Raw genomic sequence first — 16,042 nt, forward strand, 5'->3', positions numbered from 1 at the left:
GGCGCAGCCCCGCTCACCGCCCGTACGCCCGCGCGGGGATCTGGGTGGCGAGCTTGCCGCCGGAGACGTCCACGAGGGTGCCGGTGATGTAGCCCGCCTGGTCGCTCGCGAGGAAGATCAGCAGGTCGGCGACGTCGTCGGCCGATTCCCAGCGCCGCAGGGACAGGGTGTCCAGGAGGCGGTCCTGCGCCTCGGGCGGCATCTCCGCGAAGCCGTTCATGGCGGTGGGGACCATGCCGGGCGCATAGGCGTTGACGGTGACGTCGTACGGGCCGAGCTCCGAGGCGAGCACGCGGGTCAGCTGCACCACGGCGGCCTTCGACGCCGCGTAGGCGGCGCTGCCCACGCTCGGCACGATCGCGGCGAACGAGGCGGCGTTGATGATGCGGCCGCGCCGGGCGGTCTTCATGACCTCCGCGACGGCCTGGCTCATGAGGAACACGCCGCCCACGTTGACGTCGAAGCAGGCGCGCCAGCGGTCCCACTCGAGCTCGGCGACGGGGCCGTCGACGTTGATGCCGGCGTTGTTGATCAGCACGTCGATGGTGCCGTGGCGCTCGAGGATCGTGCCGACGGCGGCCTGCACCGACTCCGGCGAGGTGACGTCCACGGTGAGGTTCTCGATGCGCGCGGGATCCGCGCCCGCCTCGTCGGGGGGCTCCGCGCCGGCGGCGGGCTCGGGGAAGGCGAGGTCGAGGGCCACGACCCGTGCGCCCTCGGCGGCGAAGCGCCCGGCGATCACGGCGCCGATCCCGCGGGCCGCGCCCGTCACCACCACGACCCGGTCCCGCAGATCCAGCTCCATCGCTCCACCCTCCGTCGAATGAGTCGGAGCGCCCTGGTGGCCGCCCCGCGGAAAAAGCATACTATTGACCGCGTGATGACGAGCAGCCCCGCCCCCGAGTCCGACGCCGCACCCGCCGCACACTCCGCCGGCGATACCCCCGCCCGCGTGCTCTGGGTGACCGGCGGCGGCAGCGGCATGGGCGCCGCGGCCGCGATCGCCGCGGCCCGCAGCGGCTGGACCCTCGCGGTCTCCGGCCGCCGCGAGGAGAAGCTCGCCGGGGTCGTCTCCGCGATCGAGGCGGCCGGCGGGCGCGCGATCGCCCTCCCGCTCGACGTCACCGATACCGCCGCCGTGGCCCGCGCCGCGGAGGAGGTCGTGGAGCGCTGCGGCCGCCTCGACGGCGTGGTGCTCGCCGCCGGGCTCAACACGCCCCGTCGCCGCTGGGAGGACCAGGACCTCGGCGAGGTCGAGGCCGTGCTCACCACGAACCTCGGCGCCGTCACGAGCGCGCTGCACGCGGCGCTGCCGCACCTGCGCGCCGCGGGCGCGGGGATCGCGGTGGTCATCTCCTCCTACGCCGGATGGTCCTTCCAGCCCGGCGCGGGAGTCGCCTACTCCGCGAGCAAGACGGCGCTCGGCTCCCTCGTGCGCACCCTGAACCAGCAGGAGGCCCACCACGGCGTGCGCGCCTGCCACCTGTGCCCGGGCGACGTCGCCACCGACTTCCTCGAGCAGCGCCCCGAGGTCCCTGGCGCCGAGGCCCGAGCCGTCATGCTCTCCCCGGAGGACGTGGCCGCCGCCGTGCTCCACGTGCTCGACGCCCCTGCCCACGTGCGCGTGGACGAGCTCGTGATCTCGCCCGTCTCCCAGGCATGAGCACCGCCTTCGCCCGCGCGCTCGACCAGCTGGGCGGGGCGATCGCCCGCGGCGACCTGCCCACCGGCCACGCGGACACCGTGGACGGCTTCGTCACCCGCACCGGCGCCTCCCGCAGCGTGGTGCGCGAGGTGACGCGCGTGCTCACCGCGCTCGGCATGCTCAGCGCCGGCCGGCGCGTGGGCCTGCGCGTGCTCGGCCAGGAGCACTGGGAGCTGCTGGACCCGCATGTCATCCGCTGGCGGCTCGACGGGCCGGACCGCGCCGTCCAGGTGGACGAGCTGCGGGCCCTGCGCCGCGCGGTGGAGCCGGAGGCCGCGGCCGCCGCCGCACGTGCCGTCGGCCGCGACGGGGCGGAGCCCGCCGCAGGCGCCGTCGGCCACCGCGACGAGGAGCGGGTCGCGGCGCTCGCCGGCGCCGCGGGGGCGATGACGGCGGCGGCCGCGGCCGGCGACCCCGGCGCCTTCCTCGCAGCGGACCGCGCCCTCCACGCCGCCGTGCTCGCCCTCTCCGGCAACGGCATGTTCGTGCGCCTGGGCGGCGTGATCGAGGAGGCCCTGCGCAGCCGCGCCCTCCACGAGCGGGCGGACCTCCCGCCCGATCCCCACGACCTCGCCCTGCACCGCGAGGTCGCCCGCGCGATCATCGCGGGGCAGGAGGCGCAGGCCCGGGACGCCCTGGCTGAGATCGTGGACCGCACGGAGCGGCCCGCGGGGACGGACCCGGCAACTAGGCTGTGACCAGACGGTCGATCCCGACCGATGCCGACTTCCGGGGGAGGACGCCCGTGCCCACTGCGCTCGTGATCGAGGACGATGACGACATCCGTCGGCTCCTGGAGGTGGTGCTCCAGCAGGAGGGCTTCACCGTGCGCGCCGCCGCGAACGGGGCCGACGGGATCGCGGCGCTCGAGGCGGAGCCCCCGGACCTCGCCCTGGTCGACGTGGGCCTGCCGGACATGGAGGGCTACGAGGTGGTGCGCCGCTCCCGTGCGGAGACCACCGGCCGCATCGTCATGCTCAGCGCCCGCACCCAGGACGCCGACATCCGATCAGGCCTGGAGGCCGGGGCTGACGCGTACCTCACCAAGCCGTTCCGCCCCCAGCAGCTGCGCACGGACCTCCGCCGGATCCTCGAGGGCGGCGACCCCGCCTAGCCCACGCCCGATCACCGGCGCCGCACGGGCACCATCCGCGTCTCGGTGACGGTCTCCGGCGCCACCGTGTGCGCCGTGCTCTGCAGCGCACGGCGCACCGAGATCTCCTGACGGACCACGTCCACGCTGTCCCGGCCGATCGCCGTGACCACGGGCACGAGCGCGCGCGCCGCCTCCATGTCGCGGTCGACGAGGGCCGCCTCCAGCTGCGCGGCGGCGCGCTCCAGACGTTCGGCGCCCACCATCGCGGAGGACACCTTGATCGAGCCGATCGCGTCCCGCGCGGGAGCCAGGACCTCCGCCGCCACGGCGCGCTCGAGACGTGACTGCCGAGTCGGCCACATGATCGCCCAGCCCGAGACGAAGTCCATCCCGAGGTCCGAGCGACCCTCGAGCTCCTCGACGAGATCCTCGATCCGGGAGGGGAGGATCAGCGCGAGCGCCTGCAGCTCCGGGCTCAGCTCGACCGGTGCGAGCACCCGGCCATCGGCGTTGCGCTGCGTCTTCGCCCACCCCGTCCGCCCGGTCACGGCCCGCCACGCCGCGCGTGCGTAGTAGACGTACGTCAGGTACACGTACACGAGGTTCAGCAGGCCCAGGCCCACCGCCGCCGGGATCGAGACCTCGCCGCCGCTCACCCGTCGGTAGACGAGCCCCCACACCGCGTAGGGCAGCACCAGGAAGAGCAGCGCCGCGCCGAGGACGAGCAGCGGGTCCAGCCCCCGCCAGAAGTCCGCTCCGTGCTGGGCGGCACCCACGGCGAGCAGCAGCGGCACCAGCACCAGGTTCAGCATCATCACCAGCGGCTGCAGCATGAAGTAGTGGATCTCCAGCAGCCCGGCCGCGCTCAGCTCCCGGCTCCTCCGCAGCGCGGGCAGCGCCGAGGCGCACTCCATGTTGCCCTGCGCCCAGCGGGTGCGCTGCCGGATGAGCCGGCGCGTGTACGGGAGCGCCTCCTGGGAGACGTGCGCATCCCGCACATAGTGGTTCCGCATCCCCATCACGAGGATGTTCAGGCCCAGCTCGTAGTCCTCGCAGAGCTTCTTGCCCCACGGCCGCCCCTGCTCCTCGGCGATGGTGTCCAGGACCGTGAGCCGGGTGAACTGTCCGTTGCCCCCCATGCCGACGGTCCCCGTGCGCACGCGCAGCACCTGCATCGCCGAGTTGGTGGTGCGGAACTCGAGATCCTGCATGCGCACGAGCATCCGGCCCACGAGGTTCAGCAGCCGCCCGTCCTCGGGGCGCGGGCGGCGGTCGCCGCGGTTCTTCATCCACACCTCGAGCTGCACCGCGCCGATCTCGTCATCGCCGAAGGACTCCGGCCCGGCCAGGAGCGTCAGCGTGTTGTCGGAGAGGAAGCCGTCGGCGTCCAGCACGCCCACGATCGTCCGGTGACGGTCCGCGGGGGAATCGCCGACGTGCTCGGAGACGATCCGGTAGGCGGCATTCAGGGCGTCGCCCTTGCCCGTGCGTGCCTCGGGCGCGACCCGGGAGATGAGGTGGACCTTCGGGTCGAACACCATCAGATCGCGGACCACCGCGGCGGTGGAGTCCTCACTCGCGTCGTCGATGACCCACACGTGGGCGCCCGGGAAGGAGGTCCGCGCGGCGGAGACGGTCTCCGCGATGACGTTCTCCTCGTCGCGGCACGGCACCAGCAGGTGCCAGGAGAGCGCATCCGGATCGCCGGCCGTGCTGCGGGGTGCGCGGATCTCGCGCAGGAAGGTCATGAGCAGCAAGGACACGTAGGTGAGAGCGCAGGCGGCGACGACCGTCAGCAGCAGGACGGCGACGTCCTTCCACAGCATGGTGCCGAACTGCGTGAACGCCCCGGACATGCCGAACACGAAGACGGCGAGAAGGCCGTACGCCGACGCCAGCACGATGATCAGAGCAGACCTCACGGGGGGATCCCTTCCGCCGAGAGGGCCCTGTGCCCTCGCGCGATGGTAGCCCAGAGCGGGCCGCCGTGCGTTCGGTGCAGGCCGGGGGTTGCGCGATCGGGGCGCTCTCCTAGAGTCGACGGACATCGAACCGGAAGGAAGGCCCTGTCATGAACGAGCAGAACGCTGACCAGAAGAGCGCCCTCATCATCGCGACGTCCTACGGGGTGGAGGCGGATGAGCTCCTCGCCCCGCAGCGGTACCTCGAAGGCGCCGGATACGCCGTCACGGTCGCGACCCCCGACGCGGAGGACATCCGGACCCTCGTCTCGGACAAGGACCCCGGGCCCACCGTCCCTGCGACCTCGACCCTCGCGGACGTCGACGTGGAAGGGCACGCGGTGCTCGTCGTCCCCGGCGGCACCCTCAACGCGGATTCCCTCCGACTCGACGCCGACGCGCTCCGTCTCGTGAAGGGCTTCGCCGAGGCGGGGACCCCGATCGCCGCGATCTGCCATGGGCCCTGGCTCGCCGTCGAGGCCGACCTCGTCGAAGGGCGGACCCTCACCTCCTACGCCTCCCTCCGCACCGACATCTCCAACGCGGGCGGCAGCTGGGTGGACGAGCCGGTCGCGGTGGATGACACGGGGTCCTTCACCCTCATCACCTCACGCACGCCGGAGGACCTCGAGCAGTTCACCGCTGCGATCGGGGAGCACCTCGCCTGAACCGTTCTGCGTGTCCGGTGCATGCGTGCGACGCGCATCCCGCCCCGGGTCGAGGTGGCTCAGGCCGAGGCGCTCCCGCCGGACGTGGAGGGAGCGGACGCACGGAGACCGTCGGCGATCTCGCCGATCGGAAGCCTGATCGTGAAGGTGGACCCCGCTCCCGGGCTCGACACCACGCTGATCTGGCCGCCGTGGGCCCGGACGATGCGGAGCGTGAGGGCCAGGCCGATCCCGTGGCCCGGGATGTCGCTCTCCAGCGCGGTCCGGGTGCGGTAGTAGTCGGTGAACAGATCCGTCTGCTCCTGATCCGACATGCCGATCCCCGTGTCCGTCACGGCCAGCTCGACGCTGCTCTCGGCGAAGCACGTGTGCACGCGCACGGTCCCGCCGCGCGGGGTGTACTTCAGTGCGTTCGACACCAGGTTCCCGATGGCCTGCCTCATCCGAGAGGCATCGATCGGCTGCAGCGGCGTCTCCACGAGGTCCTGCTCGATGGTCAGCCCGAGCTCACCGGCGCGGAGGGCGACGGACTCGACCGTCTCGCGCAGGAGATCCGAGATGCGGGTCGGGCGCAGGGTGAGGGCGTCGGTGCCGGATCTCGAGGCCTGGTCCCGCAGCAGCTCCTCGACGATCGAGAGCAGCTGCTCGGCGTTGCGGTGCGCAACGTCGAGGAAGGATCCGGTCTCGCGGGGCAGGTCGGGGTCGTCCCGGGCGATCTCCAGGTAGCCGAGCACCGACGTGAGCGGCGTGCGCAGCTCGTGGGAGACGGTGGCGACGAACTGCTCCTGCTTCCGTGCGGACTCGATGTACTGCGTGACATCGGTGAACACCACCACGGCGCCGTCCCGCTCCCCGTGGGCGTCGATGATCTGCCGCGCGGAGGTCGAGTAGGCGGCGCTCCCGGGCCCCGCCGGCCCCACGGAGATCACGTAGTTGCTGAAGGACTCCTGCTGCACCGCGCGACGCACCGGCCTGCGGTCAGGGTGGATGGGTCGGTTCGTCCCCGGGTAGTGCAGCAGCAGCTGCGACTCGTCCGGGTCACCGGGACCGGGCGGTGAGGCGCTCCTGTGGATGGTCCGCTGCGTGCGGTTCATCAGAAGATCGTGCCCGTCCCGATCGACCACCACGATGCCCGTGTCGACGCTGTCGATGATGTTCTCGAGACGCCGCTTCCACATGTCGGCCGCGTCGAGCAGAGCCTCCTTCTCCGCGAGAGCGGTGGTGACCCGCTCGGTCTGTCGATCGTGCACCGCCAGCCCGCCGGTGACGAGGAGCCCCACCTGCAGCACCGTGAACGGGAGCAGCGCCGCCTGGGCGAGGGTGACGGAATCGAGGGGGTGCGCGCGGAGAAGCGTCGGCACCGTGAACGCCGCCGCCACGCTCACGGTCGCGAGGACGGCTCCGCGGGTCCTCAGGCGAGCGGCGAGCCAGAGCGCCGGGATGAGCGCGAGGAGCGAGGTGGCCGTCGCGATCTCCCGCATGAGGTCGCGCACCAGACCGATCGCCGCGATGTCGAGCAGCGGGACGATCGCGACGCCGAGGGGAGAGGCCCGGTCCCACGGCACGACGTAGGCGAGGAGGGTCGCGACCAGCAGCAGCCCGAGCGCTGCGAGATAGGCCGGCGCCAGGACCAGCGACGCCCCGGAGATCGCCACGACGACGGTGAACGTCAGGAAGAAGGCGAGGAAGTAGATCTGCTTCTCCGCAGTGCCGAAGGCTGGGGACACCACCTTCGCGAGCTGACGGGACAGCGAAGCGGCGACGTCCACGGCCACATCCTTCTCCGGGGCCTCCGACGACTGGGGGGGGCAGAGGAGCAAGGCCCCCGCTGTGCTCCACCGACTGCAGTCTGGTGCCGTCAGACGGGTCTGGCAAGCCGGCTCCGCCACCGTGATCGCGCGCCGTCGGCCACCGTCTCCCCGGCTCAGGAGCGGAACCGCTCCACGTACCGCGCGAAGTCCCAGGCCTCGTGGGTCGCGTCCCCGTCCAGGAACTGGATCGCCGCCTCCCGGCCCTCCGCGTAAAGCGCCTCCCGCTGCTCGTCGGAGAGGTCGAACTCGGTGGGCTTCACGGCGGAGGTGTCGATGAAGATCGTGCGCGCCACCGCGTGCGAGGACTCGATGTGCATCCGGTCGTAGAAGCCCGTGACGGTGCCCGCCACGGCCCTGGCGAAGCTCAGCGGCCCGCGGATCCGGTGCACGGGCCCCGCCGCCTCGGTGGGCCGCTCGGAGAGCTTCACGGCGAAGGTGGGCCAGCGCGGCGCGCGGCCGCCGGGACGGTCGAACACCTCGACGGGGAAGTTCGAGAGCAGCCCGCCGTCCACGAGCCACGCCGCCCGGCCGAGCGCATCGGTGAAGCGGGCGGGGCGGAATACGAACGGGATCGAGGCCGAGGCCCGCACCGCCTGCGCCACGTCCATCGCCCCGGGCTCCTGGCCGTAGGCGGCGGCGTCCTCCGGCAGGAAGCGCAGGCGCCCCGCGGAGAGGTCCGAGGCGGTCACCGTGAGCCGGGTGGCGGGGCCGGCGATCTCCTCGCCGTCCGGATCGGCATAGGCGAGATCCGCGAACGTGCGCACCGGTGACGGGGCGTGCGCCTCGAGCTGCTCCCGCGTCCAGGACTCGAGCCGCTTCCCGGGGTGCACGCCGTTGCGCAGGGCGATCGCGAGCGTCATCCCCGGGAGGGTCCGGGTCCACCAGCCGCCGTCCTGGAAGGCGCGGTAGTCGGTGCCGCGCAGGATCTCCACGAGCGTCGTCGCCGGCACCCCGGCCGCCGCGAGCGCCCCGGCCATCGCCCCGGCGGAGGATCCCGCCACCCGGTTCACGGTGTATCCGCGCTCGGCGAGCACCTCGAGGGCGCCCGCGATCGCGATGCCCTTCACCCCGCCGCCCTCGAGCACGAGGTCCACGCGGCGGGACGGATCGGCGGGCGGGGGATCAGCGGGGAGCATCGGCGGGGGAGGGGTCATCGCCCCACCGTAGGGGCGGGCGCCCACGCCCCGAGGGGCCGTGTCAGCGGGCGGCGCCCCGCAGCTGCGCCGCCGCGCCCGAGGTCGCCGTCGGCGTCCCCGCGTCCTTCCGGGGCGCGGCGCCGTCCCGCTCCGCGCCGTGCGAGATCCGCTGCCCCGGGTGCAGCCTGTTCTGCGCGATCTCCTGGCAGGTGAGCGTCGTCAGCCCCGACTGCCGGATCCAGGCGAGCACGCTCGGCACCGCCGCGACGGACTGCTCGTGGATCTCGTGCATGAGGATGATCGAGCCGCGGTGCGCGGTGTCCTGCACGGCGGCGAGGGTCTTCGCGGCGTCGCGGGTCTTCCAGTCCAGCGTGTCCACGTCCCACAGCACCACGCCCTCGCCGAGGGCCCCGGCGGCGCGGTCCGTGGTGCGGTTCCGGGCGCCGAAGGGCGGCCGCATGATCGAGGGCGCCCTCCCGATCGCCTGCTCGAGCACTGCCGCCGGCTTGTCCACCTCGTCGCCCAGGGCGGAGCCGTCCAGCTTCGAGAGCTCACGGTGGGACCAGGAGTGGCTGCCGATTTCGTGGCCCGCCGCCGCGGTCGCCGCGACGAGCGCGGGGGAGCCGTGCGCGCTGCGGCCGATCATGAAGAAGGTCGCCGCCGCGCGCTCCGCGAGCAGGTGCTCGCGCAGGGTCGCGTTCAGTCTCGGGCTGGGGCCGTCGTCGAAGGTCAGCGCGATCGAGCGCAGCAGCCGCGCGTCCGGGGCGGTCACGGGGGAGGGGCGCTCGCCCTCCGGGGCGAGCGGGGCGAGCTGGGTGCGCGGCCCGCGGGCGGCCGCCTCCCGGGCCGCGCCGCCCGTGCCCGGGTGCTCGGTCGTCGTCACGGAGCCGCCGGGATCGGGGACGGTGACGGCCTCGGGGTCGTGGCCGGAGGGCTCCGCGATCGCCGCGCGCACGGCGAGGCCGTCCTCGGCCAGCAGCGCGCCCGCCTGTTCCTCGGGCACGGTGAGCAGCAGCTCGCGGGCCCCGTCCCCGCGGCCCACCGTCGGCAGGAGCACGTCGAGGGTGCCGTCGGCCCGCGGCAGCAGCGCGGGACCGTTGCCCCACGGCCGCGGCTGCTCCTGCAGCAGCGCCGTCACCTCCTCGATGTCCACGCCCCGCTCCTTCCCCGCGAGGTCGCGGACGGCGCTCACGAACGCCGGCCACTGCTCGGCATCCACGAGGCCGGGGGAGGTGAAGGCGCGGTCGCCCTCGGCCCGGTACCAGAGCAGCGCCGTGGAGATCCCCTCCTCCTCGTGCACGTCCAGCAGCACCCCGAGCGCCTGCGGGGAGCTCGCGATGATCCGCCCGGTGACCTGCAGCGTCGCGTCCTCCCCGCGCACGGCACGCTCGCGCAGCAGCTTCGCGACGCTCACGCCGATCGCCGCGTCGAGGCCCGGCGCGGTGGGCAGGTGCGGGATCTCCACGGTGGCCGGCGCGAGCGCCGGGAGCTTCTGCATCGCCGCCTGCGGGACGTGCGCGGCGAGGTCCGGGAGGTCGGTGAGCGGGCCGTGCGCACGGTGCCCGCGATCCCGCCCGCCACCCGTGGGCCCCTGCGGGCCGCTCGGATGCAGGAGGGCGGCGCCGCCCACGCCCAGGCCCCCCAGCCCGAGCGCCGCGAGCGAGCCGGCGAGGAATCGGCGGCGCCGCAGCTCCGCCCTGCTGAGGTGACGGTGGCGGGTGCGCCCCTCGTGGTCCTGCCGCATCAGTCGATCTGCCCTCTCCGCCCGGAACGGCGGGCTCGTGCCGCGCCTGAGTCAGCCTACGACCAATGCGGGGTCAAGGGGGCACCAAAAAAGCAGGTCGTCGACGACCGGCGGGCGTGGGATCCGACTTTCGACGGAGGGCGAGGGCTGACGCCTCCCCCGGCAGGTGGACGGCCGCTCCGCCGCCCCCTCCGGCGTCGCCGGATCGGGCGCTCGCCGATGCCCCGCGCCGGGCGCGCGGCAATCTCTCACTTGATTTTCTTCTTTCCTGAAGAGAGAGTTGGCTCGTGGCCACTCGAGAACCCGTCCTCCGCCCTCCGCTCCTGCTGCGAACCCTGCTGCCCGCCCTGCTCGTCGTGCTCTGGATCGCGGTGTTCGGCGCCGGAGGCGCCAGCTTCGGCCGGATCGGCGACGTCGCCACCGAGGACCGGGCCTCGTTCCTCCCCGCGAGCGCCGAGTCCACCGCGGTCCAGGACCGCATCGCGGAGTTCACCGGCTCGGACGCGGTCCCCGCGATCCTCGTGATCGAGCGGGACGGCGGTCTCGAGGACGCGGATCTCACCGCGCTCGAGGATCTCGTCGGGGACGCCGGCGACGTCGTGCCCGGCGCCACCGCCTCCCCGGTCATCCCCGCCGAGGACGGTGAGGCCGCCCAGGTCGTGGTGTCCATCCCGTCCGGCCAGGACGCCGGCGAGGCCGTCGAGGCCCTCGAGGCAGGTCTCGAGGATCTCCTGCCGGGCCTCGGCGCCTGGGTGAGCGGCCCCGCCGGCTTCACCGCTGACCTCCAGGCGGCCTTCGCCGGCATCGACGGGATCCTGCTGGTCGTCGCGCTCGCCGTGGTGCTGCTGATCCTCGTGATCGTCTACCGCTCGCCGCTGCTGCCGCTGCTCGTGCTCCTCAGCTCGATGACCGCGCTGTGCGCAGCGATCCTCCTCAACGTGAGCCTCGCGGAGGCCGGCCTGGTGACCATCAACGGCCAGGTGCAGGGCATCCTGTTCATCCTCGTGATCGGCGCGGCCACCGACTACTCGCTGCTGTTCGTCACCCGATTCCGTGAGGAGCTGCGCGACCACGCCTCTGCTGCCCGCGCCTCCTGGCGCGCACTGCGCGGAGTGCTCGAACCGATCCTCGCCTCGGGCGGCACGGTCATCGTCGGCCTGCTCTGCCTGCTGCTCTCCGACCTCGGCTCGAACGCCGCCCTCGGGCCGGTGGCCGCGATCGGCATCCTGTGCGCGATGCTCACCTCGCTCACCTTCCTCCCGGCGCTGCTCGCGCTCGTCGGGCGGGCCGCCTTCTGGCCCCGCGCTCCCCGCCATGGGAGCCCCCACCCCCAGCTCATCGGAGCCGACGCCCGGGGACCCTTCGCCCGCGCCGGCCGCCTCGTCGCCGCCGCCCCGCGCCGGGTCGCCGCCACGGTCGTCGCGCTGCTCGTCATCGGCTGCGGCGGGCTCACGCTCCTCCAGGCCGACGGTGTGCCCCAGAGCGAGTTCGTGCTCGGCGCGAGCCAGGCCCGCGACGGTCAGCAGGCCCTCGACCGCCACTTCGCGGGAGGCTCCGGCTCGCCCACCTACGTCCTCGCCCCGGCGGAGAGCCGCGCCGAGGTCGCCCAGGGGATCACGGCGACCGACGGCGTCGACGCGCTCGCCCTCGTCTCCCAGGACACGCCGTCGGGGAGCATCCCCGTCGGCGCCGACGGGGAGGTCACCCCCGAGGCGACCGCCGGACCCTTCGCCGGAGTCGAGCCCACCGAGATCGACGGACAGCTGCTCTTCTCCGTCACCCTCGACGCGCCCTCGGACTCCCTCGCGGCCGAGCAGGTGGTCACCGCCCTGCGCGACGCCGTCGGCCCCGACGGCGCCCAGGTGGGCGGCTCCACCGCGGTGGACCTCGACACGAACGCGACCTCCGCCCACGACCGCGCCCTCATCATCCCGATCGTCCTCGTCGCGATCACCCTCATGCTCGCCCTGCTGCTGCGATCCCTGATCGCGCCCGTGGTGCTGCTGCTGACCACCGTGCTCAGCTTCGGCACGGCGCTCGGCGTCAGCGCGGTCGTGTTCCACCTCATCGGCCAGGAGCGCTCCGACCCGTCGGTGCCGCTCTACGCCTTCGTGTTCCTCGTCGCTCTGGGGATCGACTACAACATCTTCCTCATGACCCGGGTGCGGGAGGAGTCGCTCGTCCATGGCACCCGGGAGGGCACGCTGCGCGGCCTGTCGCTCACCGGCGGCGTCATCACGAGCGCGGGCGTGGTGCTCGCCGCGACCTTCGCCGCGCTGCTCGTGATACCGATCCAGTTCCTCCTGCAGCTGGCGATCATCGTCGCGCTCGGGGTGCTCATGGACGCGCTCGTGGTGCGCACCTTCCTGGTGCCCGCCCTCGCGATCCTGATCGGTGACCGCATCTGGTGGCCCTCGAGGGTGCCCCGCGGATCACGCCCCTCGGCCTGAGCTGCGCCCCCGTGCCGCGGAGCTGCCCGCGGCACGGGACGCCGGGGCATTCTCGCCCCGCCGGGCGGCGGCGAGGATGTTCCGGGCCATCGCCGGGAAGACGAGGGCGTGGAAGGGGGAGATCGCCCACCAGTAGAGCCGTCCCGGCAAACCGTCCGGGAAGTACACGGCCCGCTGGCGATAGCGGGAACCGCCCTCCTCGGCCGGGTCCACGCGCAGCTGCAGCCAGGCGCGCCCGCTCATGCGCATCTCCGCCCGGAGCGTGAGGACCCGTCCCTCCTCGATGTTCTCCACACGCCACCAGTCGACCGCGTCGCCCACCCGCAGCCGGTGAGGGTCACGGCGTCCTCGGCTCAGTCCCGGACCGCCCACCGCCCGGTCCGCCAGGCCGCGCAGCGTCCAGAGCAGCGGGGTGGAGTACCACCCCGACGCCCCGCCGATCCCTTCGATCACGCGCCACACCTCCGACGGGTCGACATCCGTCGCCACGAGCTCCCGCTCGTCCGTGTACACCGTCTGCCCCGCCCAGTCGGGATCCTCCGGCAGAGGCGCCTCCGGGGCGCGGTCCCGGCGCACGTCCGCCTCCCAGCTCGTGGCGATCTCCCCCTCGCGCTGGTGGTCCAGGGCGGTCCGCACGGCCGCGCGATAGGACGTGGGGCCGGAGGGCGGCGGGGGGAGGACCTCCGCGGCGAGCGGGGGCCGTGCCACGGCATCATGTTGCATCGAGTGGGCCAGGGGTGCGGCGATCGCCCGGGGGACGGGGGTGATCAGGCCGATCCACAGGCCGGAGAGCCCGGGGGCGGGAAAGGGCAGGGCGAGCACGCGGCGCCGCGACAGCCCCGCCACCTCCGCGTAGATCGTCAGCAGATCGGCGAAGCGCAGCTCGGACTCGCCGCTGCCCACGGCGAGGGTGCCGGAGACCTCGCCGGGGGCGGTGGCCGCCGCGACGAGATAGTGGAGGACGTCGCTCACGGCGACGGGCTCGATGCGGTGCCGCACCCACCGCGGCGCCGGCATGATCGGCAGCCGCTCCGAGAGATGGCGGATGATCTCGAAGCTCGCCGAGCCGGCGCCGATGACCGTGGCCGCCTCGAGGACGACGACCGGCACCTCGCCCTCCCGCAGGATCTGCGCCACCCGCTCGCGCGAGCGCATGTGGGTGCTCAGGGGCTCGTCGTCGGGGTGCAGTCCCGAGAGGTACACGATGCGCCGCACGCCGGCGCGTGCGGCCTCCTCCGCCATGATGCGCGCCATCCGCGCCTCCCGCTCCTCGAAGCCGGAGCCGCCGCCCATCGCATGGACGAGGAAGACGACGACCTGCACCTCCGCCAGGGCACGGCGCACCGCCGAGCGGTCGGAGAGGTCCGCGGTGACGGCCTCGACCTCCTCCGCCCAGGGCTGCGCCGCGAGCCGCCGGGGGTCCCGCCCGCACACGCGCACCCGTGCACCCGCGGCCCGCAGCTCGGGGACGAGCCGGCCGCCGACATAGCCGGTCGCCCCCGTCACGAGCACGCGCTCGGCATCATTCCGCTCGGCGGAGGTCCGTGCTTCCTCATCCTGGTTCGAGATCACCCCGACATCGTCGCCCACGGCCAGCGCAGGCGCCACCGGCCCCCTGCCGCCGGACCGAGCGGTCCACGTGCTCGCTCGGCGGCGCTCATTCTCGTCCGGCGCGGCCCCTGTCCCGCGAACCGGCCCACTCCTGGGACGCGGGCGAGATCTCCTGGGCCATGTGGAGCAGGAAGCGGGTGACGGTCGAGCGCTCCTCACCGGACAGTGCCGCGGCCGCCCGGAAACGGCCGGCCTGCTGCCGTCCCATGGTGGACATCGCCGCCTCCCGCGTCGCAGGCTCGACCGTCAGAGCCAGGCTCCTCCTGTCGTGGGGATGGGGAGTGCGGCGGACATGGCCCGAGGCCTCCAGCCGATCGAGGAGCTTGGTTGTGGCCCCCGAGGACAGGCCGAGGTGGGCGCCGAGCATGCCCGGGGTCGTGACCTCGCCCCGGTTCTCGCTGATCATGAGGAAATGGACGGCTCGCATGTCCGTGGAGTTCAGGTCCATGTACTCCTGGGATGCGCGGGAGAGCTGCTCCTCCACCTGCCGCAGCTCCACCAGGGCGGCCATCAGGGCGTCGATCTCGGCGATCTGCTCGGAGCTGAGCGACGAGCGGTCCACGAGCTCCCCGTGCGGGTCGTTCGCGTCGATGTCGAACGGCCTCCAGGCCGCGCGGGGCGAGCTGTCGGAGGGACGCGTCATGGCGTCACTCTACCGAGGGCGCCGGCGTGCCCGGCAGAGCGCGGTGGGCGATCAGCCGTCGCCGCGGCGACGCAGGAGGACCACGCCCGCGGTGCCCAGCAGCGCCACCCCGGCCACGGAGCCCACGGCTGTGACCATCGCGCCCCCGGCCGCCGGGCGGGCGGCGGCGCGCTGCTCGCCCTCGCCGCCGTCGGAGGCGGCTGCGGACGTCGCGGCGCCGCTCGGCGCGACCACCGCCGGGGTGCTCGCCTCGGCCGGGTCCGCGGCGGTGGCGGAGGCGGAGGTGCTGGGGGTGCTGATCTCCGCCGTCGGGCCGTCCGTCGTCGGCGACTGCGCGGCAGGGGTCGTCGGCGTGGCGCGCGCGGTGGCGTCCTCACCTGCGCGGCTCGGCGTCGTCGAGGCGCCGGTCCCCGGCTCCTCCGCCTGACCGGTGCTGCCCGAGGCGCCCGTGCCGCGGGAGCTGCCGCTCCCGGCGGAGCGGGTCGGCTCCTCGCTCGGCGTCGAGGAGGTGGTGGGCTCCGGCGAGCGGCTCGGGGACGGGTCCGCGCTGCGGCTCGCCGGGGGAGTGGTGGTCGGCTCCGGGGAGGGTTCCCGCGCCGTGGTGGAGGACGGGGCCGACGGCGGATCGCTCGTCCGGTCCTCCGTCGGATCCTCGGCGGGCGAGGACGGGTCCTCCGTCGGCGCCGGATCCTCCGACGGGGCGTCCTCCTCGACGACCGTGATCGTCGTCGAGGCGACGGTGCGGCCGTCGTCGATCACCGCGATGACCGCGCTGCCCGTCGCCTTCGGCGCCTCGAGGCTCGTGCTGAACCCGCCGTCCGCCCCGGTCGTCACAGAGCCGCGGTTCTCGCTGCCCACCTGCAGCGTCACGCTCCCGCGGGTCGTGGCGAGGCAGGAGCCGGTCACCGAGACCTGCGCCTGCGGTGCGACCTCGGAGGGGCTCGCGTTCACCTTCGGTGAGCGGCACACGTCCTCCTGGGTCTCCGGAGCGCCGGGCGAGGAATCCGCCATCACGGCCGCCGGAGCGAGGTGCGCCGTCACCACGAGCATCGCCGCGGCCAGCAGGCGCACGAAGAACGTCGGGGGGCGGATCGGCACAGAGGCTCCTCAGGGACGGGGGTACCCGCCATACTCTAGGGAACGACCGCGTGGAGCGACGTCGCCCAGACCACGATCCGGGGCGGGCCGTCGGTGAGAGCGGTCACCGGCCCACGGCG

The 16,042-nt window shown here is 73.9% G+C and carries 13 protein-coding genes; 5 read left to right on the forward strand and 8 right to left on the reverse strand.

What is annotated here, in order from left to right:
• Window positions 1-13: 13 nt before the first annotated feature.
• The gene (locus C1N80_RS04875) at window positions 14-805 is read right to left on the reverse strand and encodes an SDR family NAD(P)-dependent oxidoreductase (protein WP_137769753.1); all 792 of its coding nucleotides are present in this window, start codon (window positions 803-805) and stop codon (window positions 14-16) included.
• A 75-nt stretch (window positions 806-880) separates the two neighbouring features.
• Here C1N80_RS04875 and C1N80_RS04880 point away from each other — a divergent pair, with 75 nt between their 5' ends.
• The 3 genes from C1N80_RS04880 to C1N80_RS04890 are packed head-to-tail and all read left to right on the forward strand — an operon-like array spanning window position 881 to window position 2,819.
• On the forward strand, window positions 881-1,663 hold the full coding sequence (locus C1N80_RS04880) for an SDR family oxidoreductase (RefSeq protein ID WP_137769754.1): 783 nt from the start codon (window positions 881-883) through the stop codon (window positions 1,661-1,663).
• Window positions 1,660-2,403 carry a FadR/GntR family transcriptional regulator gene (locus tag C1N80_RS04885; protein WP_137769755.1) on the forward strand — a complete coding sequence of 248 codons (744 nt, stop codon included), beginning with the start codon at window positions 1,660-1,662 and terminating at the stop codon, window positions 2,401-2,403. Before C1N80_RS04880 ends, C1N80_RS04885 begins: the two co-directional genes overlap by 4 nt.
• Before the next feature lie 47 nt (window positions 2,404-2,450).
• Window positions 2,451-2,819, forward strand: coding sequence for a response regulator transcription factor (locus C1N80_RS04890; protein ID WP_137769756.1), 369 nt, complete (start codon window positions 2,451-2,453; stop codon window positions 2,817-2,819).
• A gap of 11 nt (window positions 2,820-2,830) precedes the next feature.
• Here C1N80_RS04890 and C1N80_RS04895 read toward each other — a convergent pair whose 3' ends face one another.
• Entirely contained in the window at window positions 2,831-4,723 is a 1,893-nt protein-coding gene (locus C1N80_RS04895; RefSeq protein ID WP_137769757.1) for a glycosyltransferase, read from the reverse strand.
• A gap of 149 nt (window positions 4,724-4,872) precedes the next feature.
• On the opposite strand from C1N80_RS04895, the gene C1N80_RS04900 reads away from it, so the two are divergent.
• On the forward strand, window positions 4,873-5,430 hold the full coding sequence (locus C1N80_RS04900; RefSeq protein ID WP_137769758.1) for a DJ-1/PfpI family protein: 558 nt from the start codon (window positions 4,873-4,875) through the stop codon (window positions 5,428-5,430).
• Between the two features lie 59 nt (window positions 5,431-5,489).
• Here C1N80_RS04900 and C1N80_RS04905 read toward each other — a convergent pair whose 3' ends face one another.
• From C1N80_RS04905 to C1N80_RS04915, 3 genes are all read right to left on the reverse strand, one after another.
• Window positions 5,490-7,199, reverse strand: a complete 1,710-nt coding sequence (locus C1N80_RS04905) for a cell wall metabolism sensor histidine kinase WalK (RefSeq protein WP_137769759.1) — start codon at window positions 7,197-7,199, stop codon at window positions 5,490-5,492.
• Window positions 7,200-7,354: 155 nt separating this feature from the next.
• Window positions 7,355-8,395 carry a patatin-like phospholipase family protein gene (locus C1N80_RS04910; RefSeq protein ID WP_240811236.1) on the reverse strand — a complete coding sequence of 347 codons (1,041 nt, stop codon included), beginning with the start codon at window positions 8,393-8,395 and terminating at the stop codon, window positions 7,355-7,357.
• Between the two features lie 43 nt (window positions 8,396-8,438).
• Window positions 8,439-10,121 carry a polysaccharide deacetylase family protein gene (locus tag C1N80_RS04915; protein ID WP_137769760.1) on the reverse strand — a complete coding sequence of 561 codons (1,683 nt, stop codon included), beginning with the start codon at window positions 10,119-10,121 and terminating at the stop codon, window positions 8,439-8,441.
• A 287-nt stretch (window positions 10,122-10,408) separates the two neighbouring features.
• On the opposite strand from C1N80_RS04915, the gene C1N80_RS04920 reads away from it, so the two are divergent.
• On the forward strand, window positions 10,409-12,571 hold the full coding sequence (locus tag C1N80_RS04920; protein ID WP_240811237.1) for an efflux RND transporter permease subunit: 2,163 nt from the start codon (window positions 10,409-10,411) through the stop codon (window positions 12,569-12,571).
• Here C1N80_RS04920 and C1N80_RS04925 read toward each other — a convergent pair.
• From C1N80_RS04925 to C1N80_RS04935, 3 genes are all read right to left on the reverse strand, one after another.
• Window positions 12,554-14,143, reverse strand: a complete 1,590-nt coding sequence (locus C1N80_RS04925; protein WP_240811238.1) for an SDR family oxidoreductase — start codon at window positions 14,141-14,143, stop codon at window positions 12,554-12,556. The two genes, C1N80_RS04920 and C1N80_RS04925, sit on opposite strands and share 18 nt — an antisense overlap.
• 85 nt (window positions 14,144-14,228) lie before the next feature.
• Window positions 14,229-14,825 carry a MarR family winged helix-turn-helix transcriptional regulator gene (locus C1N80_RS04930; protein ID WP_137769761.1) on the reverse strand — a complete coding sequence of 199 codons (597 nt, stop codon included), beginning with the start codon at window positions 14,823-14,825 and terminating at the stop codon, window positions 14,229-14,231.
• A gap of 51 nt (window positions 14,826-14,876) precedes the next feature.
• Window positions 14,877-15,923, reverse strand: a complete 1,047-nt coding sequence (locus tag C1N80_RS04935; protein ID WP_137769762.1) for a hypothetical protein — start codon at window positions 15,921-15,923, stop codon at window positions 14,877-14,879.
• Window positions 15,924-16,042 lie beyond the last annotated feature (119 nt).

The organism is Brachybacterium sp. SGAir0954 (assembly GCF_005490785.1).
Lineage (GTDB): Bacteria > Actinomycetota > Actinomycetes > Actinomycetales > Dermabacteraceae > Brachybacterium > Brachybacterium rhamnosum.

Coding starts and splice junctions, on each gene's coding strand:
- C1N80_RS04875 (WP_137769753.1), bottom strand. CDS start 805: ATGGAGCTGGATCTGCGGGACCGGGTCGTGGTGGTGACGGGCGCGGCC.
- C1N80_RS04880 (WP_137769754.1), top strand. CDS start 881: ATGACGAGCAGCCCCGCCCCCGAGTCCGACGCCGCACCCGCCGCACAC.
- C1N80_RS04885 (WP_137769755.1), top strand. CDS start 1,660: ATGAGCACCGCCTTCGCCCGCGCGCTCGACCAGCTGGGCGGGGCGATC.
- C1N80_RS04900 (WP_137769758.1), top strand. CDS start 4,873: ATGAACGAGCAGAACGCTGACCAGAAGAGCGCCCTCATCATCGCGACG.
- C1N80_RS04910 (WP_240811236.1), bottom strand. CDS start 8,395: ATGACCCCTCCCCCGCCGATGCTCCCCGCTGATCCCCCGCCCGCCGAT.
- C1N80_RS04915 (WP_137769760.1), bottom strand. CDS start 10,121: ATGCGGCAGGACCACGAGGGGCGCACCCGCCACCGTCACCTCAGCAGG.
- C1N80_RS04930 (WP_137769761.1), bottom strand. CDS start 14,825: ATGACGCGTCCCTCCGACAGCTCGCCCCGCGCGGCCTGGAGGCCGTTC.